Below are 23781 nucleotides of genomic sequence, written 5' to 3'. Positions count from 1 at the left end.
TTGTAAAAATACTTAAAACGGGAAGAAATAGGGAATAAGTGCCAATACCAAAACGGAATAGACAATAGAGATAGGTATCCCAATTCTCATGTAATCTTTCAGTTGGTAATTACCAACGCTATAAACCAGTAGATTAGTCTGATAACCATAAGGAGAGATAAAACTCGCGCTCGCACCAAACAGCACAGCCATTATGAAAGGCATGGGATCAACGCCGTAGCCGACCGCCATACTGTAGCCAATGGGAAACGCCAATGCCGCGGCTGCATTATTGGTCACCAATTCGGTTAGGATAAGTGTCACCAAGTAAGTAGCCACTAACGCTCCAAATACTCCCCAACCATTGAATAGCTCGATAAACATCGCTCCCATTCGCTCAGAGAGGCCAGTAGATATCATCAACTGCGCGATAGACAACGCCGAGCCAACAATCACCACAATGTCGACCGGAAAGCGACGCCTTAGCTCGCCGATATTAACGATGCCAAAGGCCAGAACGGCAATTAGATACAGTGCTAGCCCCTTAATTATGGGGAGAATGTGAGTGAGTGCTAACGCAATCACAGCAACAAAACCAAGCAGCACGTAACTCGATTTAGCAAAATCAAGTTTGGCACTGGAATCTAAGTCATTGACCAGCACAAACTCTTTTCGATGTTGGCGACGAGCCTGTTCGAACCCTTTACCAGGCGCCAACACCAATGTATCTCCGGCCTGTAAGATAATATTGCCGAGACCACCTTCCAGTCGTTCATGACCACGCCGAATAGCCACCACAACCGCATCAAAACGGTCACGAAAATGGCTCGATTTAAGCGTGTTATTACAGAAGGTCGCCGATGAGCTGACCACCACTTCCAATAGGTTCTGTCCGTTGAGATGGTGCTGCCCGAAAAACGTCAAACCCTGAATTTCTTGAAGAGTAGCAACACTTTCCACATCACCACAAAACAGCAGACGATCCTTAGCTTGAAGGACAAAGTTAGGGTCAACTGAAGCCAGAGTTTCACCATCTCGTACCACTTCGGCCAAAAACAACTTTCGTAATGCCCTGAGATTGTTCTCTGCGATACTTCGTCCCACTAGTGGTGAGCCAGGCTCCACTCGAGCTTCCAAAAAGTAGGGCAAATCATCTTGATTCGCATCATCATAATTAGGCAGAAGATAACTTAATGGAATCAGTACCAATACTCCACCGACTAAGACACTAAGTCCTATCCAAGTTGGTGCGAAAAAGTCCAAACTGGGTAAGCCCACATCTTCGACGAAGCTATTGATTATAAGGTTGGTAGAAGTACCAATTAGCGTCAGTGTGCCTCCAAGGATAGCCGCATAAGATAAAGGAATAAGCAGCTTTGAAGGGGCATGACGCTGGTTGCGCTTAATAGCGCCAATTAATGACACAACAACAGCGGTATTGTTGGTAAAAGAAGAGAGCAAAGCCGTAGAGACCCCAAGCTTTGCCACCACTGAGCCTAAACGGCCTGTAGCAATGGAACGACTGACCCAACTGATCAATCGCGTTTTTTCTAACGCGGCGGATGAAAGAATCAGTAGCACCAATGTTAATAGCGACGAATTCGTAAAATTGGTCGCTATCGCATTGAGCTCTAACATACCGGAAATAAACGCGATAAACGCAGCACCAGCAAAGATAAGGCTCGGTTTTATCTGGGTCGCGATCAAGCAAGCAATGATAGACATCAACAATGCTAGCACTACTCCTTGTTCCCACATATCCTTCTCCCTACTGCTTAATGCTACGTTACATTGATTTCACGTCACAATGGTTCCAACTAACTAAGACGTTAGATATTGGCATCCCACTCAGGGAAGTGCTTCATAATGAGTGCTTTCAGTTCTTTCTCAAATGCCCCCATGCGCTCTTGAGGTGAACGTTGTTCTTCAGCTAATGCTTCACGAACCAAGCCTGCACCTACTGTGACATTAGTGAGTCGGTCGATAACAATAAAACCACCGGTATCTTGCACCGCATCATAACTATCTACCGCAACTGACTCTGTAAGTGACCACTCACATAAACCAATACCGTTGAGAGGCAAAGCGTCAGTATCAAAAGACTTCAGTGTATTAATGTCATATTGATGACGAACACCTTCTAGCTGGCCCTGAGTTTTCTTACCTGCAATCTTGATGTCATAGCTTTTACCTGCAGCCAAAGGCTCATCAGTCATCCAAACCACATCAGCAAGCAGACGATTTGACGACACCACTTTCGCGTCTTGTTTTACAATCAAGTCACCGCGACTAATATCGATCTCATCACTTAAAGTCAGCGTTACTGCTTGACCAGCAAATGCGCGAGGCAAATCACCATCGAACGTCACAATACGTTCTACACGTGATGTTTTCCCAGAAGGTAGTGCTTTGATTTCATCGCCAACCTGTATTTCGCCTGAACCAATGGTGCCAGCAAAACCGCGAAAATCGAGGTTAGGTCTATTCACATATTGCACTGGGAATCGGAAATCTCCATTCTGCTTCTCTTGGTCGATATCGACTTTTTCTAGCAGATCAAGCAGTGGCTCTCCTTGATACCAATCCATGTTGTTGCTCAAGTCGACCACGTTATCGCCTTCTAGAGCAGAGATAGGAATCATCTGGATATTGATGTCTTTGCCTAAGTTTTCCGAAAACGTTAGGTATTCATCACGAATTGCTTCGTAACGCTGCTGAGAGAAGTCCACTAGGTCCATTTTATTAACCGCAACGATAAAGTGCTTAAGACCCAACAAGCTCGAAATAAACGAATGACGACGCGTCTGATCCAATACTCCTTTTCGAGCATCGATCAAGATAACTGCAAGATCACAGGTCGACGCACCGGTCGCCATGTTACGAGTGTATTGTTCGTGCCCTGGCGTATCGGCAATAATGAATTTTCGTTTCTGAGTTGAGAAATAACGGTAAGCTACATCGATGGTAATACCTTGTTCGCGCTCTGCTTGCAGACCATCAACCAATAAGGCCAAATCAGGCTTCTCACCCGTTGTTCCCACTCGTTGACTATCAGAGTGAACGGCCGCCAATTGATCTTCATAGATTTGCTTAGAGTCGTGGAGTAAACGGCCAATTAAAGTACTCTTGCCATCATCAACCGAACCGCATGTCAGGAATCGGAGTAAAGATTTGTGTTGATGCTGATTCAGGTAGCCTTCAATACCTAGTTCAGCAAGTTGTGCTTCTACTGCGCTATTCATAATCTGTTCCTTCGATCCTTAAAAGTAGCCTTGACGTTTCTTAAGCTCCATCGATCCTGACTGATCGTGGTCGATCGCTCGCCCTTGTCGCTCACTGGATGTGGCCACTAACATTTCTTCTATGATGCCTGTCAGTGTATTTGCTTCCGATTCAACGGCCCCCGTTAATGGATAGCAACCCAATGTTCTAAAGCGTACGCTCTTATGTTCCACAGTCTCATCAGAACCAATCTCCATGCGATCATCATCAACCATGATCAGCATGCCATCACGCTCGACAACGGGACGCGGGGCTGCAAGATAAAGTGGAACGATTTCGATATTCTCTAAGTAGATGTATTGCCAAATATCAAGCTCAGTCCAGTTAGATAGTGGGAATACACGAATGCTTTCCCCTTTATTGATTTGACCGTTATAGGTTTTCCACAGCTCTGGTCGTTGGTTTTTAGGGTCCCAAGTATGGTTTTTGTCACGGAAAGAGTAGACACGCTCCTTAGCTCGCGATTTCTCCTCATCACGTCTTGCACCACCAAACGCTGCATCAAAACCATATTTATTTAACGCTTGCTTAAGTCCCTGTGTTTTCATGATATCGGTGTGCTTTGAAGATCCGTGTACAAATGGACTGCACCCCATCGCAAGCCCTTCTGGATTCTTGTGAACCAAAAGCTCAAATCCATATTTCTCTGCAGTGCGATCGCGAAATTCGATCATTTCTTTGAATTTCCAATCGGTATCAACATGCAGCAACGGAAATGGGATTTTTCCGGGATAAAATGCTTTGCGAGCTAAATGCAGCATGACAGAAGAGTCTTTGCCGATGGAGTACATCATGACTGGATTATCAAATTCGGCAGCCACTTCTCGGATGATATGGATGCTTTCGGCTTCCAATTGTTTTAGGTGTGTGAGTCTTTCTTGGTCCATGTGTTGTGCTTCCTTTTTCTATGTCGGCCACACTGTGACCAACACAAGACTGATTCAATAATGACTGTGATTAGGCGCGCTGACTTGCGACTCGTTGGTTTGGCTGAACCTCATCATGCTCTCGCTCAAACCACGATAGCTCGTCAGCAAGAGAGACGACTTCTCCTACAACAATAAGTGCCGGTGATTCAGCCTGTTGCGCTAACTCAGGTAAATTCGATAACTGGCCACGCAACACTTTTTGTGAGCGCTGAGTCCCACGTTCAATAATTGCGACTGGAACGGCGTTACTACGACCGTGCGCAAGCAGTTGCTGCTGTATGTAGTCGGACTTCATCAGTCCCATATAGATGACAAGCGTTTGGTTACCCCTAGCTAGGGTTGACCAATCCATATCATCAGCGTCAGGCTTTAGATGTCCTGTAACAAATAATGCAGATTGCGCGTAGTCGCGATGAGTAAGCGGAATGCCTGCATACGCTGTCGCACCTGCCGCTGCCGTGATACCAGGAATAACTTGAAATTGGATGCTTGCTGCCGCGAGTACCTGCAGCTCTTCGCCGCCGCGACCAAATACGAAGGGGTCACCACCTTTAATACGTGCGACCTTATGTCCACTTTGCGCAAACTCTACCAATAATTGATTGGTCTTCTCTTGCGGAACACTGTGATGACCAGCACGCTTACCTACGCAAACTAAAATGGTACTTTCTGGAACCAACTCCATGATTTCATCAGAAACCAGATAGTCGTAAAGTACGACATCCGCTTGTTGAAGTAGATTGAGAGCCTTCAGGGTCAGTAGTTCAGGATCGCCAGGGCCTGCACCAATTAGCGCAACTTCACCCGCTCGTAATATTGAACTTGGCAACTTGGGCTTACGATAACTGCTCACCAAAGTTGGTGTGGCTACCTTGCCCGTTGGGAGTGGTTGAGACGAATCCATAATAACAATCCTTCGCTAGTCGAATGATGGCATTATGACCACTCCTCTATATTACCTGAAATTCTAAAATTTCATTTTTTATTCCAAAAGTCACTAAGAAGATTTTATTAGCGCAGAACAATGTGAATTTTTGATCCATCTTCCGCCCGGTTTTGACGAATGGAACTAGGCTTGAAACAAAAGTTGCGAGATGAGTATCAGATTGCACTTGAGCGTGCATTTAAGATCACACTTTTTATGTATACGTAAACTTTCTTACACAACAAATTGCTACACTTAGCAAGTTTAAAATCAATTACCCCTACAAAGGATATGAAGATGAAAGTGGCAGTGAAACCTATTTCAATTGCAGTTCTTGGTGGCATGCTAGCGATGGCGGGCCCAGCAATGGCAGATGAAATTAAGCTCCGAATTATCGAAACAACTGACATTCACACCAATGTCATGGACTATGACTATTACAAAGATAAGCCAACTCAGAAGATTGGTTTAGCTCGAGCTGCCACACTAGTAAAAGAAGCGCGTAATGAAGTAACGAACAGTGTTCTCGTTGATAACGGTGACCTTATTCAAGGTAGTCCGATGGGCGATTATATGGCGTCTAAGGGCATCAAGCCTGGTGAAACACATCCAGTCTATAAAGCGATGAATCAATTAGACTACGATGTGGGTAACATCGGTAACCACGAGTTTAACTACGGTCTAGAGTTTTTAGCGACAACATTGGAAGGTGCTAACTTCCCGTACGTCAGCGCTAACGTATTTGATAAGAAAACGGGCGAACACTACTTCAAGCCTTATTTAATCAAAACACACACCTTCAAAGACACTGATGGCAATGCTCACGAAGTTAAAGTTGGTTATATCGGCTTTGTTCCACCACAAATCATGGTATGGGATAAGAAGAACTTAGAAGGTAAAGTTTTCGCCAAAGACATTAAAGAAACCGCTGAAAAGCTCGTCCCTCAAATGAAAAAGGAAGGCGCAGACATTATTGTTGCGATTCCTCACTCTGGCGTATCAAGTGACCCTTACAAAGCTGGCGCAGAAAACTCGACCTATTACTTATCTGAAGTAGACGGTATTGATGCCATTGCATTTGGTCACTCTCATGCCGTATTCCCTGGTAAAGGTTTTGACAATATTCAAGGCGTTGATAACCAAAAAGGTACAATTAACGGTGTTGCAGCGGTTATGCCTGGCCGTTGGGGTAGCCACGTCGGTGTGATGGATCTTGTGTTAGAACAAGATGGCGATAGCTGGAAAGTCGCGGAAGCGCAAACAGAAGCACGCCCTATTTTCGACGCTACCAATAAGAAACCACTTGTTGACGCTGATAAAGGCATCGTTAGCGCAGTCAAAGAAGATCACAATGCAACACGCGACTTCGTTAATCAACCTATTGGTAAAGCGAATGACGTGATGTACAGCTTCCTTGCTCTAGTTCAGGATGATCCTACGGTTCAAATCGTCAACTTAGCGCAAAAAGACTATGTAGAGACCATGATTCAAGGTGATCCGGACCTAGATGGTTTACCGGTACTTTCTGCTGCAGCTCCATTTAAAGCCGGTGGTCGTAAAAATGACCCAGCAAACTTCACTGAAGTAGAGTCAGGTCAGCTTACATTCCGTAACGCAGCCGACCTTTATCTCTATCCAAATACACTAGTTGCTCTGAAAGTAACCGGTAAAGAAGTCAAAGAGTGGCTTGAGTGCTCTGCTGGCCAATTCAAGCAAATTGATGTGACATCAAGCCAGCCTCAATCGCTTATCGATTGGGATGGTTTCCGCACTTATAACTTTGATGTTATGGACGGGGTAAACTACCAGGTCGATGTCAGTAAGCCTGCTCGTTATGATGGTAACTGCAAACTACTTGACGGTAACAGTGAGCGAATCGTAGATCTTACCTACAAAGGTAAACCAATCGACATGAAACAAACCTTTATCATTGCGACTAATAACTACCGTGCATACAGCAACAAGTTCCCAGGTACAGGCAGTGACTTTATTGCGTTTGATTCACCGGATGAAAACCGTACTATCGTGGCCAACTACATCTCTAAAGTTAGCCAAGAAAAAGGTGAAGTCACACCAAGCGCAGATAACAACTGGCGTTTTGCTCCGATCAAAGCGGATGTTGCATTAGATGTTCGTTTTGAAACATCACCATCGGATAAAGCGGCACAGTTCATCAAGGACAAAGGTCAATATCCAATGAAGAAAGTCGCTACTGATGATGTCGGTTTCGCGGTTTACCAAATCGATCTACAAAAATAATTAAGTTAATCGATATTAAGCCACGCATAATGCGTGGCTTTTTTTTTGCTGTCCGTTTAGTCTAAGAAAAAACAGTGACAAGTGAGAACTATGATTAATTGGAACACTAAAACCTTTACCCAGCTAACCACACTTGAGTTGTATGAACTGTTGAAGCTTCGAGTCGACGTGTTTGTCGTAGAGCAAACCTGCCCTTACCCTGAGTTGGATAATCATGACCAAGTTAACGGAGTTCATCATTTAATGGGCTATGATGGCGACACTCTTGTCGCATGTGCAAGACTATTACCCAAAGGCACTACATACGACTATGTAAGTATCGGTAGAGTCGCAACTAAAGCGTCACATAGAGGTGGCGGACTTGGTCATGATCTCATTGTTCAAGCCAAGCAGGAGTGCCAGCGTCTTTGGCCTAATGAAACCATAAAGATTGGCGCACAATCTCATCTACAAAAATATTATTCGCGACACGGTTTTGAAGCTTGCTCTGAAGAGTATATGGAAGACGATATCCCCCATATAGATATGAAACTTCTAAAATAAACAAAGGGGCCAATATAGGCCCCTTTGTTTATTGAATTGCTCTTAATTACTTCGTTGTCACTTACTACGACCGAAGCCTCCATCTGATAGTCTAAAGAACATGATGGACTGATCGCCACGTTCAATTTGTAGAATATCTAGATTACCTTCTGGGCTGAATTTGAACCGAATCAACTGACCTTGCTTAATACGACTTAACGGTTTGTCGCTTCCTTCTATTCTTGCTAACGAATTCAGGTCGGCCATAGATAACTGGTTTTTACGAAACACCTGCGCCAGTGTGTCACCTTTTTTGACGGTATACTCACGCCAATTGGTTTCTACTAACTGCTCAGACTGTACGCTGGAGGGTTGTTCGCTAAGAGACTCGGTATTAACACTTACAGCGATTCGCTGATTGGACTGAGTCGCTTGAGCGGGTTCGTTCTTTTTGGTTGGGATGAGTAGTAATACCACCAATAGAGGAATTAGAACGCTTAATAGACGTCGATGAAGACGTGGAAGTCTCATCCAGAACGCCTTAATTTTTGACGTCCATTGTGAAACATCAGGCTTATTTATTTTCTTTAAGCTCGAAAAGTCGAGAGCCTGCCATTTGTCCTTTAGCACTTGAACGTGGTCAACTTTTTGCTTCTTTCTTTGACGACGATTCATTACATTCCGTCTCCTAATAAACAACCGCTTCAGTTTAAAAAAACCTGCGTTTAGAGTATAGGAAAATCGCAGGAATTACCTTTTATAGCAGTCAAATGTCACAACTTTAACAACGAAAACGAATTAATTAGTAAAAGTTGGTTAGAGCGTTTCGGTTTCACACTAGAACTGGTATCCTTTCACCTTCATTCGAATAGCAAGAGAGACCGTCATGTCTGACGTGAAATTAGAAACTGTAGAACAGAAAGCAAGCTATGGTATTGGTCTACAAATGGGCCAACAACTTGCAGGTAGCGGCCTTGAAGGCCTAAACGTAGACGCAATCGCTAAAGGCATTGCAACTGCGCTAACTGGTGACATGCCAGAAATCGAAATCGACGCAATCAATGCAGCTCTTCAAGAGCTTCACACTCGTGCAGAATCAGCTCGTCAAGAAGCGGCGAAAGCAGCGGCAGCAGACGGCGAAGCTTTCCTAAAAGACAACGCTCTACGTTCAGAAGTAACTGTTCTTGAGTCTGGTCTTCAATACGAAGTAATTACTGAAGGTACTGGTACAGTACCAACGGCAGAGAACACAGTACGTGTTCACTATCACGGTGAACTAACAGACGGTACTGTCTTCGACAGCTCAGTATCTCGCGGTCAGCCTGCAGAGTTCCCTGTGACTGGCGTAATTAAAGGTTGGGTTGAAGCACTTCAACTAATGCCTGTAGGTTCTAAGTGGAAACTATACATCCCTCAAGACCTAGCATATGGTGAGCGTGGCGCTGGTGCTGCTATCCCTCCATTCGCTGCTCTTGTATTTGAAGTAGAGCTTCTAGACATTCTGGCGTAATGTCACATTTAAATTGAATCTAAAGCAGTGCTATTAAGCGCTGCTTTTTTTTACGCTATGCTTTAACTATCAGTAATTAATAGGACAAAGCATGACTAAAAGTGTGATTTTAACCTTAGCGATAACTACCACCTTCTCATTCAATAGCTACGCCGAATTCGATATATCTGGCGTTAGTTCTGACTCTGCGAGTAGTCTATTAAATAGCGCCTCTCAATTGGCTCAAACTAACTCACCAGTTGTCGACAACTTAGTTAAAGAGCTGTCGATTTCACCACAACAGGCAGCAACAGGCACTGGTGCGCTGCTTTCTCTAGCTAAAAATCAGTTGGGCTCAGGACAAGGGAGTGAATTGAATTCACTAATTCCAGGGCTAAGTTCACTCACAAATAGTGGTTTACTCAGTTCAGTAGAGAATATGGAAAGTGTTAAAAATGCCTTTGCATCAGTAGGATTGGACCCAGCTTTGATCTCCCAATTCACGCCAGTAATATTGGATTATCTGGGCACACAAGGCGCGAGCAGTGGCTTAATGAACTCGTTGAGTGGCTTATGGCAGGAATAGGCAACATTGCTACGCGATGTTCTATCGATAGCAAATTCTATAGATACAAAAAAGCCGAGCATAAATGCTCGGCTTTTCAGTTCTTACGAACCTACTGATTACTCAGCAGCAGCTTCTTCAGATGCTTCTGGGCGATCTACAAGCTCAATGTAAGCCATTGGAGCTTTATCACCAGCACGGAAGCCAGCTTTTAGGATACGAGTGTAACCGCCCTGACGAGCAGCAAAACGTGGACCTAGTTCGTTGAATAGTTTCGCAACTACTTCGTTATCACGAGTACGTGCAAATGCTAGACGACGGTTAGCAACACTGTCAGTCTTAGCTAGTGTAATCAAAGGCTCAACTACGCGACGTAGCTCTTTTGCTTTAGGCAATGTAGTCTTGATTACTTCATGACGTACAAGAGAGCTAGCCATATTGCTGAACATCGCTTTGCGATGGCTGCTGTTGCGGTTGAGTTGACGACCACTCTTACGATGGCGCATGACCTAATCCTTCTAACTAGTATCGATTAATCTTCAGCGATAGACGCTGGTGGCCAATTTTCTAGGCGCATGCCCAGAGAAAGACCACGTGATGCAAGTACGTCTTTAATCTCAGTAAGAGATTTTTTACCAAGGTTTGGCGTTTTAAGTAGCTCAACCTCAGTACGCTGTACAAGATCACCGATGTAGTGAATCGCTTCTGCTTTTAGACAGTTAGCAGAGCGAACTGTTAGTTCAAGATCGTCTACAGGACGCAGTAGAATAGGATCGAACTCCGGCTTCTCTTCCTTCTCCTCAGGAACACGTACATCACGAAGATCTACGAATGCATCCAATTGCTCAGCTAGGATAGTAGCTGCGCGACGGATAGCTTCCTCAGGTTCTAGAGTACCGTTCGTTTCCATATCGATAACAAGCTTGTCTAAGTCAGTACGCTGCTCAACACGTGCCGCTTCTACAGCGTAGGCAATTTTGTCTACTGGGCTGTAAGTTGCGTCAACAAGCAAACGACCGATTGGACGCTCATCTTCTTCAGTATGGATACGAGCTGAAGCTGGAACGTAACCACGACCACGTTCAACTTTGATTCGCATAGAAATCTCAGCGTTGTCATCCGTTAGGTGACAAATAACGTGTTCTGGGTTAGCGATCTCTACATCACCATCATGGGTGATGTCACCTGCAACAACAGGGCCTGAGCCTGATTTGTTCAGTGTAATAAACACTTCATCTTTGCCTTCCGCGACGCGAACAGCTAGGCCTTTCAAGTTTAGAAGTATCTCAAGGATATCCTCTTGAACGCCTTCTTTAGTGCTGTACTCGTGCAGAACGCCTTCGATTTCAACTTCTGTCACTGCACAACCTGGCATAGACGAAAGTAAAATACGGCGAAGTGCATTACCTAGAGTGTGACCAAAGCCACGCTCTAATGGCTCAAGAGTTACTTTTGCGTGTGTCGTGCTGATCTGTTCGATGTCAACAAGACGTGGCTTAAGAAATTCTGTTACAGAACCCTGCATTGTGTCCTCTCTTTAGTTTAAACCTTACTTAGAGTAAAGCTCGACGATCAAGTGTTCGTTAATGTCAGCAGATAGATCTGAACGCTCAGGCATACGCTTGAATGTACCTTCCATCTTGCCAGCATCTACTTCAATCCAAGTTGGTTTTTCACGTTGTTCAGCAACTTCTAGAGCCGCTTTAATACGAGCTTGCTGTTTAGCTTTCTCGCGGATAGAAACAACGTCGTTAGCCGCAACTTTGAAAGAAGGAACGTTTACAACTTTACCGTTAACTAGGATAGCTTTGTGGCTAACTAGCTGACGTGCTTCTGCGCGAGTTGCGCCAAAGCCCATGCGGTAAACTACGTTATCTAGACGACCTTCAAGAAGCTGAAGTAGGTTTTCACCAGTGTTGCCTTTAAGGCGAGCTGCTTCTTTGTAGTAGTTACGGAATTGTTTTTCTAGAACGCCGTAGATACGACGAACTTTTTGCTTCTCACGAAGCTGAACGCCATACTCAGATAGACGACCGCGACGAGCGCCGTGTACACCTGGTGCGTTATCAATTTTACACTTGGTATCGATCGCGCGTACACCAGACTTAAGGAATAAGTCAGTACCTTCGCGACGGCTAAGCTTCAGCTTAGGACCCAAATATCTTGCCATGATTCTTCTCCAATTATCCTAGAAACGTTATACGCGACGTTTCTTAGGTGGACGACAACCGTTATGAGGGATTGGTGTCGCGTCAACGATGTTCGTGATGCGGAAACCAGCAGCGTTCAGTGCGCGAACAGTAGATTCACGACCTGGACCTGGACCCTTAACCATAACTTCCAAGTTCTTAAGACCGTATTCTTTAGCCATTTCAGCACAACGCTCAGCAGCAACCTGTGCAGCGAACGGAGTAGACTTACGAGAACCGCGGAAACCTGAACCACCTGCAGTAGCCCATGCTAGAGCGTTACCTTGACGGTCAGTGATAGTTACGATTGTGTTATTGAAAGAAGCATGGATGTGCGCAACGCCATCTGCAACTTGCTTGCGTACGCGCTTACGAGCGCGAGTTGGTTGTTTAGCCATTGTACTCTACCTTCCCGATTATTTCTTGATCGGCTTACGCGGACCCTTACGGGTGCGAGCGTTGGTTTTAGTACGCTGTCCACGTAGTGGTAGACTGCGACGATGACGAAGACCACGGTAACAGCCAAGGTCCATAAGACGCTTGATGTTCATTGATACTTCACGACGTAGATCACCTTCTACAGTGTACTTAGCTACACCATCACGCAGTTGATCGATCTGCTCTTCAGTTAGTTCACTGATCTTAACATCTTCAGCAATACCCACTTCAGCTAGGATAGCTTGAGAGCGAGTTTTACCGATGCCGTAGATCGCAGTTAGTGCGATTACAGCGTGTTTTTGATCAGGAATGTTAATGCCTGCTATACGGGCCATTATTCACTCCTAGTGTTTCTTAAAAAGAATAGCCGCAGCAAAGCCCGTTATGGATACGCTGCGGAGTGCTACTTCTTTTGCACGCAAAAGGTAGGCCGAGGAATATACTCGACCATACCTTTAATTTCAAGTAAAAATTTCTGCTTAATTAGCCTTGGCGCTGTTTGTGCTTTGGCTCACTGCAGATAACACGCACAACACCGTTGCGCTTGATAACTTTGCAGTTACGGCAGATTTTTTTAACGGAAGCACGAACTTTCATTGCTAAACTCCGTAAATGAAATCTGAGACTACCGCCGGATTAACGGCCGTAACCTTTCAGATTTGCTTTTTTCAACACAGAATCATACTGTTGTGACATCAGATGAGTCTGTACCTGTGCCATAAAGTCCATAATTACTACCACTACGATTAGTAGTGAAGTACCGCCGAAGTAGAAACGAACGTTCCACGCGACCATCATGAACTCGGGAATCAGACAGATAAAGGTAATATATAGAGCACCTGCAAGGGTAAGTCTAGTCATTACTTTATCAATATACTTAGCTGTCTGCTCACCTGGGCGGATGCCGGGTACGAACGCACCAGACTTCTTCAAGTTATCTGCTGTTTCACGCGGGTTGAATACCAACGCCGTGTAGAAGAAACAGAAGAATATAATCGCTGCAGCATAAAGCATTACATACAACGGTTGACCTGGGCTAAGAGCCAATGACACGTCAGTTAACCAACCGAACGCGCTGCTCTCACCATTTTGGCCAAACCATTGAGCCAATGTTCCTGGGAACAGGATAATACTTGATGCAAAGATTGCTGGAATAACACCTGCCATGTTGATTTTCAACGGTAGGTGCGTGCTTTGTGCAGCAAACACTTTACGGCCTTGTTGGCGTTTTGCATAGTTAACGACGATACGACGTTGACCACGCTCCATAAAGACCACAAAGTAAATAACTGCGAAAGCAAGTACAGCAATCAACAGCAGAAGAAGTACGTGCAGTTCACCTTGACGCGCTTGCTCGATTGTTTGACCGATTGCCGAAGGCAATCCAGCAACAATACCTGCAAAGATCAGAATGGAAATACCATTACCGATTCCACGCTCTGTAATTTGTTCACCTAACCACATTAAGAACATGGTACCAGTTACTAAACTTACGGTAGCAATTAGCGTAAACATGGTTTGGTTGATAACAACCAGATTATTGACCATGTTTGGAAGGCCAGTTGCGATACCTATTGCCTGGAATGTTGCAAGTACAAGCGTACCATAACGCGTATATTGGCTAATCTTACGACGCCCTGCCTCACCCTCTTTCTTGAGCTCGGCTAACGCTGGATGAACTACAGTTAGCAACTGGACAACAATCGAAGCCGAAATATACGGCATGATGCCCAGTGCTAAAATAGATGCACGCTCTAATGCACCACCGGAGAACATGTTAAACATTTCTACGATGGTACCTTTTTGCTGTTCGAACAAATCGGCAAGTACAGCCGCGTCAATACCAGGAATCGGCACAAAAGAGCCAGCGCGGAACACTAAAAGTGCACCAATTACAAATAAAAGGCGCGACTTGAGTTCGTTTAAGCCGCTCTTAGCACTACTAAAATCTTGTCCTGGTTTCTTAGCCATCTGTACCTCGTCCCTCGAGATTAATCCTCGATTTTACCGCCTGCAGCTTCGATTGCAGCTTTAGCGCCTTTAGTCACGCGTAGACCTTTAACAGTCACAGCTTTGTTGATTTCACCTGAAAGAACAACTTTTACAAATTCGATGTTCTTAGTGATAACGTTAGCTGCTTTAAGGCTGTTTAGGTCAACAACATCACCAGTTACTTTCGCTAGCTCAGCTAGACGAACTTCAGCAGACACTAGGCTCTTACGAGAAGTGAAACCGAATTTAGGTAGACGCTGTTTCAAAGGCATTTGACCGCCTTCGAAGCCTGGACGAACACTGCCGCCAGAGCGTGATTTTTGGCCTTTGTGACCACGGCCACCAGTTTTACCTAGGCCAGAACCGATACCACGACCTACGCGCTTCTTAGAAGGCTTAGAACCCGCAGCCGGTGATAGAGTATTCAAACGCATTCTGATTACTCCTCAACTTTAACCATGTAGTAAACCTTGTTGATCATACCGCGTACGCACGGAGTATCTTCAAGTTCTACTGTGTGGTTGATTTTACGAAGGCCAAGACCCTTTAGACACGCTTTGTGCTTAGGTAGGCGACCAATTGAGCTCTTAGTTTGAGTTACTTTGATAGTTGCCATGGTGTTCTTACTCCGAAATAGCTTCAACAGTTAGACCACGTTTAGCAGCAACCATTTCTGGTGACTTCATGCTGTCTAGAGCGTCGATCGTTGCACGAACGATGTTGATAGGGTTCGTAGAACCGTATGCTTTAGATAGTACGTTGTGTACACCTGCAACTTCTAGTACTGCACGCATCGCACCACCTGCGATAACACCCGTACCTTCTGCTGCTGGCTGCATGTAAACTTTAGAGCCAGAGTGGCGACCTTTCACCGGGTGGTGAAGAGTGCCTTCGTTTAGCGCTACAGTAACCATGTTACGACGCGCTTTTTCCATTGCTTTTTGAATCGCAGCAGGAACTTCACGGGCTTTACCGTAACCGAAACCTACACGACCGTTACCGTCACCAACTACTGTTAGTGCAGTGAAGCTCATGATTCGACCACCTTTAACCGTCTTAGAAACACGGTTAACTGCGATTAGCTTTTCTTGCAAATCACTAGCTTGTTGTTGTTCTTTAGCCATCTTCCAACCCTACCTTAGAATTTCAGACCAGCTTCGCGAGCAGATTCTGCTAGCGCCGCTACTCGACCGTGGTATTGGAAACCAGAACGATCGAATGCAACAGCAGATACGCCTTTCTCAAGCGCGCGCTCAGCAATAGCTTTACCTACTGCTTTAGCTGCATCGATGTTACCAGTACTCTTAACTTCTTCACGAATTGCTTTTTCTACCGTAGAAGCGGCTGCGATTACTTCAGAGCCGTTCGCTGCGATTACTTGAGCGTAAACGTGACGAGGAGTACGGTGTACTACTAGGCGAGTTGCACCCAGTTCTGCAATCTTACGACGTGCACGTGTAGCACGACGGATGCGAGATGCTTTCTTATCCATAGTGTTACCTTACTTCTTCTTAGCTTCTTTAGTACGCACATTTTCATCTGCGTAACGAACACCTTTACCTTTATAAGGCTCAGGCTCACGGTAAGAACGAATGTCAGCCGCTACTTGACCAACAAGTTGCTTGTCACAACCAGTGATCACGATTTCAGTTTGGCTTGGACATTCAGCTTTAATACCCGCTGGCAACTCGTGCTCAACTGGGTGAGAGAAGCCTAGTGTTAGACCTACAGCGTTGCCTTTGATAGCAGCACGGTAACCTACACCTTTAAGAGTTAGCTTCTTAGTAAAGCCTTCAGTAACACCAACAACCATGTTGTTTACTAGTGCACGAGCAGTACCTGCTTGTGCCCATGCGTTAGCAACACCGTCGCGTGGACCGAAAGTAAGGTTGTTCTCTTCTTGCGCAATAACTACAGCGTTGTTTAGAACGCGAGTTAGTTCGCCTTTAGCGCCTTTAACGGTAATTTCTTGACCGTTAAGTTTCACCTCTACGCCAGCTGGAATAGCGACAGGTGCCTTAGCAACACGAGACATAATCTACTCCTATTAAGCTACGTAACAGATGATTTCACCGCCAAGACCTGCTTTACGCGCAGCGCGGTCTGACATCAGACCCTTGGAAGTAGAAACAACAGCAATACCCAAACCGCCCATCACAGTTGGTAGCGAGTCTTTGTTTTTGTAGACACGCAGACCAGGACGTGAAACACGTTTGATTTGCTCAATTACAGGTTTCGCTTGGAAGTACTTAAGAGTAACTTCTAGCTCTGGTTTTGCTTCGCCTTCAACAGCGAAGTCAACGATGTAACCTTCAGCTTTCAGTAGTGCAGCAATTGCAACTTTAAGCTTTGAAGAAGGCATTTTAACAGCAACTTTGTTTGCTGCCTGACCGTTACGAATGCGGGTCAGCATATCCGAAATCGGATCTTGCATGCTCATAAGATTTACTCCAAATGATTAAGTGGCAATTACCAGCTAGCCTTACGAAGTCCAGGAATCTCGCCTTTCATGCAAGCTTCACGAACTTTGATACGGCTTAGACCGAACTTACGTAGGTAACCGTGTGGGCGACCAGTTTGGTTGCAACGGTTGCGCTGACGTGATGCACTTGAATCACGTGGAAGAGTCTGCAGTTTAAGAACCGCGTTCCAACGATCTTCTTCAGATGCGTTTACATCGCTGATGATAGCTTTTAGAGCTGCACGCTTTTCAGCGAACTTAGCTACTAGCTTCGCGCGTTTTACTTCGCGCGCTTTCATTGATTGTTTAGCCATAACAGTAACCCTTCACCTTACTTACGGAATGGGAAGTTAAAGGCAGCCAGCAGAGCTCGGCCTTCCTCATCGTTTGCAGCAGACGTCGTAATAGTGATGTCTAGGCCGCGAACACGATCTACTTTATCGTAGTCGATTTCCGGGAAGATGATTTGCTCGCGAACGCCCATGCTGTAGTTACCGCGTCCGTCAAAAGACTTAGCGCTAACGCCACGGAAGTCACGTACACGTGGAAGTGCGATAGAGATTAAACGCTCTAAAAATTCCCACATACGTTCGCCACGCAAGGTTACTTTACAACCAATTGGGTAGCCTTCACGAATTTTGAAACCAGCAACAGATTTACGCGCTTTAGTGATAAGAGGCTTTTGACCAGAGATCGTTGCCATATCAGCTGCTGCGTTTTCTAGCAGTTTCTTATCGTTGATTGCTTCACCAACGCCCATGTTTAGGGTGATTTTCTCAATCCTAGGGACTTGCATGACGCTTGAGTAGTTGAATTGTTTGGTCAATTCAGCAACTACAGACGACTTGTAGTAATCATGCAGTTTCGCCATAGTAGAACTCCAAATTACTTTCTAATTAGTTAGAAACAGTTTCACCGTTAGACTTGAAGAAACGAACTTTCTTGCCATCTTCGATACGGAAACCGATGCGGTCAGCTTTGCCAGTAGCCGCGTTAAAGATTGCAACGTTAGAAGCATCAATAGCTGCTTCTTGTTCAACGATGCCACCTTGTTGACCTAGAGCCGGTACAGGCTTTTGGTGTTTTTTAACAAGGTTGATACCTTCAACGATAACTTTACCGGTTGCTAGAACCTTAGTTACTTTACCTTTCTTGCCTTTATCTTTACCAGCAAGAACGATTACTTCGTCGTTACGACGGATTTTAGCTGCCATGTTGACGCTCCTTACAGAACTTCAGGTGCTAGTGACACAATTTTCATGAATTTCGCGTTACGAAGTTCACGAGTCACAGGACCAAAGATACGTGTGCCGACTGGTTGCTCAGTAGTGTCGTTTAACAATACACAAGCATTACGGTCGAAGCGAATGACAGAACCGTCTGGACGACGAACGCCTTTACGGGTGCGAACAACTACCGCCTTCAGAACATCACCTTTTTTAACTTTACCGCGAGGAATTGCTTCTTTCACAGTAACTTTGATGATGTCGCCGATGTGTGCATAACGACGGTGTGAGCCACCCAGAACCTTAATACACATTACCTTGCGCGCGCCAGAGTTATCTGCTGCGTCAAGTGTACTTTGCATTTGGATCATTGTTAGTGCTCCGCTAAATATTAAAAACTAGACCCTCTCGGGTCGGGCTGCCTCTTTAAAGGGACGCGAATTGTACCACCCTTTTTTGTGATTGGGTAGACAAAAAATAAGCGGCCCCAAAAAAAATTTGGAGCCGCTTGATTTTCATAAAAAAAACGATTAAATCTTCGCTTTTTCTACAATGCTAACCAAAGTCCAAGACTTCATCTTAGACAGTGGACGGCACTCACGAACTTCAACTGTGTCGCCAATGCCACACTCGTTGTTTTCGTCATGTGCGTGTAGTTTAGTCGTACGCTTTACGAATTTACCGTAAATTGGGTGTTTAACCATGCGTTCGATTGCAACAACAATAGACTTGTCGCCTTTGTTGCTAATTACACGACCTTGTTGAGTACGGATTTGTTCGCTCATTATGCGCCTGCCTTCTCAGTCAAAACAGTTTTCACACGTGCGATATCACGGCGTACAGCTTTCAGAGTATGAGTTTGCTGTAGCTGACCAGTTGCAGCTTGCATGCGCAAGTTGAACTGTTCGCGTAGCAAATTCAAAAGCTCAGCGTTAAGCTCTTCAACGTTTTTTTCGCGTAGATCTTGTGCTTTCATCACATCACCTGCTTAGTTACAAATGTAGTTTTGAACGGCAGTTTGCGAGCCGCTAGGCGGAACGCTTCACGTGCCAACTCTTCAGGTACACCGTCCATTTCGTACATAACCTTACCAGGTTGGATTTGGGCTACCCAGTACTCAACGTTACCTTTACCCTTACCTTGACGAACTTCTAGTGGTTTTTCTGTGATAGGCTTGTCTGGGAATACACGAATCCAGATTTTACCTTGACGCTTAACGTGACGCGTCATTGCACGACGAGCCGCTTCGATCTGACGAGCAGTAAGACGACCACGACCAACAGCCTTAAGACCGAATGTGCCGAAGCTTACGTCTGTACCTTTAGCTAGACCACGGTTGCGACCAGTCTGAACCTTACGGAACTTAGTACGTTTAGGTTGTAGCATCTGTCGACTCCTTACTTACGGCCTTTGCGCTGCTTCTTAGGCTTATCGCCTTTTGGCTCTACAGCGTTAGCTGCTGGCATACCGCCTAGAATCTCACCTTTGAAGATCCAAACTTTAATGCCGATCACACCGTATTGAGTGTGAGCCGAAGAAGTTGCGTAATCAATGTCAGCACGTAGAGTGTGTAGAGGCACACGGCCTTCACGGTACCACTCAGAACGTGCGATTTCAGCGCCGCCTAGACGACCGCTTACTTCCACTTTGATACCTTTAGCGCCAAGACGCATAGCATTTTGTACCGCACGCTTCATAGCACGACGGAACATAACACGACGCTCAAGTTGAGACGCGATGCTATCAGCCACAAGTTGGCCATCTAGCTCAGGCTTACGTACTTCAGCGATGTTAATTTGCGCTGGTACACCTGCGATTTTAGCTACAGCAGTGCGTAGCTTCTCAACGTCTTCGCCTTTCTTACCGATAACAACGCCAGGACGAGCAGTGTGAATAGTCACACGGATGCTCTTAGCTGGACGCTCGATAACGATGCGTGAAAGAGACGCTTTTGCTAGTTCCTTAGTAAGGAACTGACGTACCTTGAAGTCGCCGTCTAGGTTGTCAGCGAATTCTTTGGTGTTAGCAAACCATGTAGCATTCCAAGGCTTAACGATGCCAAGACGAATACCATTAGGATGTACTTTCTGACCCATTGCTTATCTCCTAGTCTTAAGCGTCTGCAACAACAACAGTGATGTGGCAAGAACGCTTCAAGATACGGTCCGCACGGCCTTTTGCACGAGGCATAATACGCTTCATGATTGGGCCTTCATCTACGAAGATTTTAGCGACTGATAGATCGTCGATATCTGCACCTTCGTTGTGTTCCGCATTCGCGATTGCTGATTCAAGAACTTTCTTAACTAGTACAGCAGCTTTTTTGTTGCTGAAAGTTAGTAGTTCAAGAGCTTGATCCACGTTTTTACCGCGGATTTGGTCTGCAACTAAGCGAGCTTTCTGTGGAGAAATACGAGCAAAGTTATGTTTAGCGATAGCTTCCATCATCTACTCCTTATTTCTTCTTAGCTTTCTTATCAGCAGCGTGGCCGCGATAAGTGCGAGTTGGTGCAAATTCGCCCAGCTTGTGACCGATCATTTCTTCGGTTACGAATACTGGTACGTGCTGACGACCATTATGGACAGCGATGGTCAAACCAATCATTGATGGAATGATCATTGAACGACGGGACCAAGTCTTAACAGGCTTTTTGTCTCCGCTTTCCACCGCTTTCTCTACCTTCTTCAGCAAGTGTAGGTCAATAAATGGACCTTTCTTGAGAGAACGTGGCATGGCGATTCCTCTTTATAGATTACTTGTTACGACGACGTACGATGTACTTGTCAGTGCGCTTGTTCTTACGAGTCTTAAAGCCTTTAGTTGGCTGACCCCAAGGAGATACTGGGTGACGGCCACCAGAAGTACGACCTTCACCACCACCGTGTGGGTGGTCTACCGGGTTCATTACCACACCGCGAACGGTTGGACGAACACCGCGCCAGCGGCTAGCACCAGCTTTACCTAGTTCGCGTAGCATGTGCTCAGCATTACCTACTTCACCGATTGTTGCACGGCCTTCAGATAGTACTTTGCGCATTTCGCCAGAACGTAGGCGTAGAGTTACATATGCACCATCGCGAGCGATGATTTGTGCGTATGCACCTGCAGAACGAGCAATTTGTGCACCTTTACCAGGTTTCAGTTCAACACAGTGTACTGTAGAACCTACTGGGATGTTGCGCATCGGCAGAGTGTTACCTGCTTTGATAGGCGCATCAACACCAGACTGGATAGAGTCACCCGCTTGGATGCCTTTTGGTGCAATGATGTAGCGACGCTCACCGTCTGCGTACAGAACTAGAGCGATGTTTGCGCTACGGTTTGGATCGTATTCTAGGCGCTCAACTTTCGCTGGGATGCCATCTTTAGTACGTTTGAAATCAATCAAACGATAGTGATGCTTGTGACCACCACCGATGTGACGTACTGTGATACGACCGTTGTTGTTACGACCACCATTCTTAGAGTTTTTCTCTAGAAGTGGAGCGTAAGGCTTACCTTTGTGTAGGTCAGCGTTAACAACTTTAACTACGTGACGACGACCAGGGGAAGTCGGCTTACATTTAACAATAGCCATTGTTTAACTACTCCTGTTATTCCGCACCGCCAACGAAGTCAAGATCTTGACCTTCCGCCAGAGTCACATACGCCTTCTTAACGTCGCTGCGGCGACCTTGACGTAGACCTTGACGTTTAGTCTTACCCTTAAGAATAAGAGTATTTACAGACTTAACTTCAACTTCAAATAGCTTTTCTACAGCTGCTTTGATCTCTTTCTTAGTTGCATCTTTAGCTACTTTGAAAACGATAGTGTTCGCTTTCTCTGCTGCCATAGTTGCTTTCTCAGAGATATGAGGAGCACGTAGAACTTTTAGGATACGCTCTTCAGTGATCATGCTAGCATCTCCTCAACTTGCTTAACTGCTTCTGCAGTAATTACAACTTTGTCGAACGCGATTAGTGAAACTGGGTCGATACCAGCAACGTCACGTGCGTCAACTTTGTATAGGTTACGAGCAGCTAGGAATAGATTCTCATCTACTTCGCTAGTCACGATAAGCGCATCTGTTAGCTCAAGCTCTTTTAGCTTAGCTACAAGCTCTTTGGTTTTTGGAGCTTCTACAGAGAAGTTATCAACAACGATTAAACGCTCTTGACGAACTAGCTCAGAAAGAATGCTCTTCATAGCACCGCGGTACATTTTTTTGTTTACTTTTTGGCTGTGATCTTGTGGTTTCGCAGCAAAAGTAACACCACCTGTACGCCAGATAGGGCTACGAATTGTACCAGCACGAGCACGGCCAGTACCTTTTTGACGCCATGGCTTAGCGCCACCGCCAGATACTTCAGAACGAGTCTTTTGAGCACGAGTACCTTGACGAGCACCTGCTGCAAAAGCAACAACTACTTGGTGTACAAGAGCTTCGTTGAAGTCACGTCCGAAAGTAGTCTCGGAAACAGTTAGTGCATCAGCACCTTTAACCATCAATTCCATTACTTACTCCTAGACGTTAAGCTTTAATAGCTGGTTTTACGATCACGTTGCCGCCAGTTGCGCCTGGGACTGCACCTTTAATAAGAAGCAGATTGCGCTCAGCGTCAACACGTACGATCTCTAGGTTTTGAGTCGTTACACGCTCAGCACCCATGTGACCTGCCATTTTCTTGCCTTTAAATACGCGACCTGGAGTTTGGCATTGACCAATTGAACCCGGAGCACGGTGAGACAATGAGTTACCGTGTGTCATATCTTGAGTAGCGAAGTTCCAACGCTTAACAGCGCCTTGGAAACCTTTACCCTTAGATGTGCCAGTAACGTCTACTTTTTTTACGTCGTTGAAAAGTTCTACGTTTAGCTCAGCGCCAACTTCAAACTCTTCACCGTTTTCCAAACGGAATTCCCAAAGACCACGACCTGCTTCAACACCTGCTTTCGCAAAGTGGCCAGCTTCTGGCTTAGAAACACGGCTAGCTTTCTTTTCGCCTGCAGTTACCTGGATTGCTGCATAACCGTCAGTATCAAGTGTACGTACTTGAGTTACACGGTTCGCTTCAACCTCAACAACTGTTACAGGGATAGAAACGCCTTCTTCGGTAAAAATGCGGGTCATACCCACTTTACGTCCGACTAGACCAATCATTCTTCTAATCTCCCTTAACCTAGGCTGATTTGAACATCAACGCCAGCAGCAAGATCAAGACGCATTAGAGCGTCAACAGTTTTGTCTGTTGGCTCAACGATGTCGATCAAACGCTTGTGAGTACGGATTTCGTACTGGTCACGTGCATCTTTGTTGACGTGTGGAGAGATAAGAACAGTGAAACGCTCTTTACGAGTAGGTAGTGGAATTGGACCACGAACCTGTGCGCCGGTACGCTTAGCTGTTTCAACGATTTCCGCAGTAGACTGGTCGATTAGTTTATAATCGAAAGCCTTTAGGCGGATACGAATACGTTGGTTCTGCATGAGACAGAGCTCCAATAATTAATTATTACACAAACAATATCGCCACTCATACTCGCG

The 23781-nt window shown here is 45.4% G+C and carries 37 protein-coding genes; 4 read left to right on the top strand and 33 right to left on the bottom strand.

Features of this window, described 5'->3' with window-relative positions:
- Nucleotides 1-12 precede the first annotated feature (12 nt).
- The 4 genes from JKJ11_RS01735 to cobA form a co-directional block, all read right to left on the bottom strand.
- On the bottom strand, nt 13-1737 hold the full coding sequence (locus tag JKJ11_RS01735) for an SLC13 family permease (protein WP_038228867.1): 1725 nt from the start codon (nt 1735-1737) through the stop codon (nt 13-15).
- A gap of 71 nt (nt 1738-1808) precedes the next feature.
- Nucleotides 1809-3221, bottom strand: coding sequence for a sulfate adenylyltransferase subunit CysN (gene cysN / locus JKJ11_RS01730; RefSeq protein ID WP_088876604.1), 1413 nt, complete (start codon nt 3219-3221; stop codon nt 1809-1811).
- Nucleotides 3222-3239: 18 nt separating this feature from the next.
- Nucleotides 3240-4148: a sulfate adenylyltransferase subunit CysD gene (cysD, locus tag JKJ11_RS01725; protein ID WP_006073216.1), complete on the bottom strand. Its 909-nt coding sequence runs from the start codon at nt 4146-4148 to the stop codon at nt 3240-3242.
- Between the two features lie 70 nt (nt 4149-4218).
- The gene (gene cobA / locus JKJ11_RS01720; RefSeq protein WP_252038671.1) at nt 4219-5094 is read right to left on the bottom strand and encodes a uroporphyrinogen-III C-methyltransferase; all 876 of its coding nucleotides are present in this window, start codon (nt 5092-5094) and stop codon (nt 4219-4221) included.
- A gap of 318 nt (nt 5095-5412) precedes the next feature.
- On the opposite strand from cobA, the gene cpdB reads away from it, so the two are divergent.
- Together cpdB and JKJ11_RS01710 are read left to right on the top strand one after the other, a co-directional pair.
- Entirely contained in the window at nt 5413-7374 is a 1962-nt protein-coding gene (cpdB, locus tag JKJ11_RS01715) for a 2',3'-cyclic-nucleotide 2'-phosphodiesterase (protein WP_006073211.1), read from the top strand.
- Nucleotides 7375-7464: 90 nt separating this feature from the next.
- The gene (locus JKJ11_RS01710; protein WP_252038670.1) at nt 7465-7917 is read left to right on the top strand and encodes a GNAT family N-acetyltransferase; all 453 of its coding nucleotides are present in this window, start codon (nt 7465-7467) and stop codon (nt 7915-7917) included.
- Between the two features lie 57 nt (nt 7918-7974).
- Here JKJ11_RS01710 and JKJ11_RS01705 read toward each other — a convergent pair whose 3' ends face one another.
- Nucleotides 7975-8571 (bottom strand): LysM-like peptidoglycan-binding domain-containing protein, encoded by a 597-nt coding sequence (locus JKJ11_RS01705; RefSeq protein WP_252038669.1) that lies wholly within the window; start codon nt 8569-8571, stop codon nt 7975-7977.
- 211 nt (nt 8572-8782) lie between these two features.
- On the opposite strand from JKJ11_RS01705, the gene bamJ reads away from it, so the two are divergent.
- Entirely contained in the window at nt 8783-9406 is a 624-nt protein-coding gene (bamJ, locus tag JKJ11_RS01700; RefSeq protein WP_062462312.1) for a BamJ family beta-barrel-assembly machinery protein, read from the top strand.
- A 91-nt stretch (nt 9407-9497) separates the two neighbouring features.
- On the top strand, nt 9498-9971 hold the full coding sequence (locus tag JKJ11_RS01695; RefSeq protein ID WP_252038668.1) for a DUF2780 domain-containing protein: 474 nt from the start codon (nt 9498-9500) through the stop codon (nt 9969-9971).
- Nucleotides 9972-10069: 98 nt separating this feature from the next.
- Here the strand turns inward: JKJ11_RS01695 and rplQ are convergent, their stop codons facing one another.
- The 28 genes from rplQ to rpsJ all read right to left on the bottom strand — a co-directional run bounded on the left by rplQ (nt 10070) and on the right by rpsJ (nt 23724).
- Complete coding sequence (gene rplQ / locus JKJ11_RS01690) at nt 10070-10456, bottom strand: 50S ribosomal protein L17 (RefSeq protein ID WP_031493230.1); 387 nt, start codon at nt 10454-10456, stop codon at nt 10070-10072.
- 26 nt (nt 10457-10482) lie between these two features.
- Nucleotides 10483-11475 carry a DNA-directed RNA polymerase subunit alpha gene (locus tag JKJ11_RS01685; RefSeq protein WP_038228852.1) on the bottom strand — a complete coding sequence of 331 codons (993 nt, stop codon included), beginning with the start codon at nt 11473-11475 and terminating at the stop codon, nt 10483-10485.
- A gap of 24 nt (nt 11476-11499) precedes the next feature.
- A complete protein-coding gene (gene rpsD / locus JKJ11_RS01680; RefSeq protein WP_031493229.1) occupies nt 11500-12120 on the bottom strand; it encodes a 30S ribosomal protein S4 in 621 nt (206 codons plus the stop codon).
- Nucleotides 12121-12147: 27 nt separating this feature from the next.
- On the bottom strand, nt 12148-12537 hold the full coding sequence (gene rpsK, locus JKJ11_RS01675) for a 30S ribosomal protein S11 (protein ID WP_001118870.1): 390 nt from the start codon (nt 12535-12537) through the stop codon (nt 12148-12150).
- Nucleotides 12538-12555: 18 nt separating this feature from the next.
- Nucleotides 12556-12912, bottom strand: coding sequence for a 30S ribosomal protein S13 (gene rpsM / locus JKJ11_RS01670; protein ID WP_005450559.1), 357 nt, complete (start codon nt 12910-12912; stop codon nt 12556-12558).
- A 148-nt stretch (nt 12913-13060) separates the two neighbouring features.
- Nucleotides 13061-13174: a 50S ribosomal protein L36 gene (gene rpmJ / locus JKJ11_RS01665; RefSeq protein WP_000868186.1), complete on the bottom strand. Its 114-nt coding sequence runs from the start codon at nt 13172-13174 to the stop codon at nt 13061-13063.
- A 39-nt stretch (nt 13175-13213) separates the two neighbouring features.
- Entirely contained in the window at nt 13214-14548 is a 1335-nt protein-coding gene (secY, locus tag JKJ11_RS01660; protein ID WP_006075579.1) for a preprotein translocase subunit SecY, read from the bottom strand.
- Between the two features lie 20 nt (nt 14549-14568).
- Nucleotides 14569-15003: a 50S ribosomal protein L15 gene (gene rplO / locus JKJ11_RS01655; protein WP_006075578.1), complete on the bottom strand. Its 435-nt coding sequence runs from the start codon at nt 15001-15003 to the stop codon at nt 14569-14571.
- Nucleotides 15004-15008: 5 nt separating this feature from the next.
- Nucleotides 15009-15185: a 50S ribosomal protein L30 gene (rpmD, locus tag JKJ11_RS01650; RefSeq protein ID WP_004410429.1), complete on the bottom strand. Its 177-nt coding sequence runs from the start codon at nt 15183-15185 to the stop codon at nt 15009-15011.
- A gap of 7 nt (nt 15186-15192) precedes the next feature.
- Nucleotides 15193-15693 (bottom strand): 30S ribosomal protein S5, encoded by a 501-nt coding sequence (gene rpsE / locus JKJ11_RS01645; RefSeq protein ID WP_006075577.1) that lies wholly within the window; start codon nt 15691-15693, stop codon nt 15193-15195.
- Nucleotides 15694-15707: 14 nt separating this feature from the next.
- Entirely contained in the window at nt 15708-16061 is a 354-nt protein-coding gene (gene rplR / locus JKJ11_RS01640) for a 50S ribosomal protein L18 (RefSeq protein ID WP_006075576.1), read from the bottom strand.
- A 9-nt stretch (nt 16062-16070) separates the two neighbouring features.
- Nucleotides 16071-16604 (bottom strand): 50S ribosomal protein L6, encoded by a 534-nt coding sequence (gene rplF, locus JKJ11_RS01635; RefSeq protein ID WP_031496829.1) that lies wholly within the window; start codon nt 16602-16604, stop codon nt 16071-16073.
- A gap of 12 nt (nt 16605-16616) precedes the next feature.
- Nucleotides 16617-17009, bottom strand: coding sequence for a 30S ribosomal protein S8 (gene rpsH / locus JKJ11_RS01630; protein WP_006075574.1), 393 nt, complete (start codon nt 17007-17009; stop codon nt 16617-16619).
- A 29-nt stretch (nt 17010-17038) separates the two neighbouring features.
- Nucleotides 17039-17344 (bottom strand): 30S ribosomal protein S14, encoded by a 306-nt coding sequence (gene rpsN / locus JKJ11_RS01625; RefSeq protein WP_006075573.1) that lies wholly within the window; start codon nt 17342-17344, stop codon nt 17039-17041.
- Between the two features lie 17 nt (nt 17345-17361).
- Nucleotides 17362-17901: a 50S ribosomal protein L5 gene (rplE, locus tag JKJ11_RS01620; RefSeq protein ID WP_006075572.1), complete on the bottom strand. Its 540-nt coding sequence runs from the start codon at nt 17899-17901 to the stop codon at nt 17362-17364.
- Nucleotides 17902-17926: 25 nt separating this feature from the next.
- Nucleotides 17927-18244: a 50S ribosomal protein L24 gene (rplX, locus tag JKJ11_RS01615; protein ID WP_096994896.1), complete on the bottom strand. Its 318-nt coding sequence runs from the start codon at nt 18242-18244 to the stop codon at nt 17927-17929.
- Between the two features lie 11 nt (nt 18245-18255).
- On the bottom strand, nt 18256-18627 hold the full coding sequence (gene rplN / locus JKJ11_RS01610; protein ID WP_006075569.1) for a 50S ribosomal protein L14: 372 nt from the start codon (nt 18625-18627) through the stop codon (nt 18256-18258).
- Between the two features lie 159 nt (nt 18628-18786).
- Nucleotides 18787-19041, bottom strand: a complete 255-nt coding sequence (gene rpsQ, locus JKJ11_RS01605) for a 30S ribosomal protein S17 (protein WP_006075722.1) — start codon at nt 19039-19041, stop codon at nt 18787-18789.
- Nucleotides 19041-19232 (bottom strand): 50S ribosomal protein L29, encoded by a 192-nt coding sequence (gene rpmC / locus JKJ11_RS01600; protein ID WP_004736737.1) that lies wholly within the window; start codon nt 19230-19232, stop codon nt 19041-19043. The genes rpsQ and rpmC overlap by 1 nt, the downstream gene beginning before the upstream one ends.
- Nucleotides 19232-19642 (bottom strand): 50S ribosomal protein L16, encoded by a 411-nt coding sequence (gene rplP, locus JKJ11_RS01595; RefSeq protein WP_006075723.1) that lies wholly within the window; start codon nt 19640-19642, stop codon nt 19232-19234. Before rplP ends, rpmC begins: the two co-directional genes overlap by 1 nt.
- A gap of 11 nt (nt 19643-19653) precedes the next feature.
- Entirely contained in the window at nt 19654-20352 is a 699-nt protein-coding gene (rpsC, locus tag JKJ11_RS01590; protein WP_006075724.1) for a 30S ribosomal protein S3, read from the bottom strand.
- 16 nt (nt 20353-20368) lie between these two features.
- Complete coding sequence (gene rplV, locus JKJ11_RS01585) at nt 20369-20701, bottom strand: 50S ribosomal protein L22 (protein ID WP_031495620.1); 333 nt, start codon at nt 20699-20701, stop codon at nt 20369-20371.
- Nucleotides 20702-20711: 10 nt separating this feature from the next.
- Complete coding sequence (gene rpsS / locus JKJ11_RS01580) at nt 20712-20990, bottom strand: 30S ribosomal protein S19 (protein ID WP_031495622.1); 279 nt, start codon at nt 20988-20990, stop codon at nt 20712-20714.
- 19 nt (nt 20991-21009) lie between these two features.
- Nucleotides 21010-21834, bottom strand: coding sequence for a 50S ribosomal protein L2 (gene rplB, locus JKJ11_RS01575; protein WP_031495624.1), 825 nt, complete (start codon nt 21832-21834; stop codon nt 21010-21012).
- A gap of 16 nt (nt 21835-21850) precedes the next feature.
- Nucleotides 21851-22153: a 50S ribosomal protein L23 gene (rplW, locus tag JKJ11_RS01570; protein ID WP_031495626.1), complete on the bottom strand. Its 303-nt coding sequence runs from the start codon at nt 22151-22153 to the stop codon at nt 21851-21853.
- Nucleotides 22150-22752 carry a 50S ribosomal protein L4 gene (gene rplD, locus JKJ11_RS01565; protein WP_038228833.1) on the bottom strand — a complete coding sequence of 201 codons (603 nt, stop codon included), beginning with the start codon at nt 22750-22752 and terminating at the stop codon, nt 22150-22152. Before rplD ends, rplW begins: the two co-directional genes overlap by 4 nt.
- 16 nt (nt 22753-22768) lie before the next feature.
- Nucleotides 22769-23398, bottom strand: coding sequence for a 50S ribosomal protein L3 (gene rplC / locus JKJ11_RS01560; protein WP_006075756.1), 630 nt, complete (start codon nt 23396-23398; stop codon nt 22769-22771).
- A gap of 14 nt (nt 23399-23412) precedes the next feature.
- Complete coding sequence (gene rpsJ, locus JKJ11_RS01555) at nt 23413-23724, bottom strand: 30S ribosomal protein S10 (RefSeq protein WP_031495630.1); 312 nt, start codon at nt 23722-23724, stop codon at nt 23413-23415.
- Nucleotides 23725-23781 lie beyond the last annotated feature (57 nt).

The sequence above is a fragment of the Vibrio sp. SCSIO 43133 genome (genome assembly GCF_023716845.1).
Taxonomy (GTDB): domain Bacteria; phylum Pseudomonadota; class Gammaproteobacteria; order Enterobacterales; family Vibrionaceae; genus Vibrio; species Vibrio mediterranei.
Note: the sequence above shows the minus strand (reverse complement) of the source record. Positions and strands in the feature narration are given on the sequence as shown.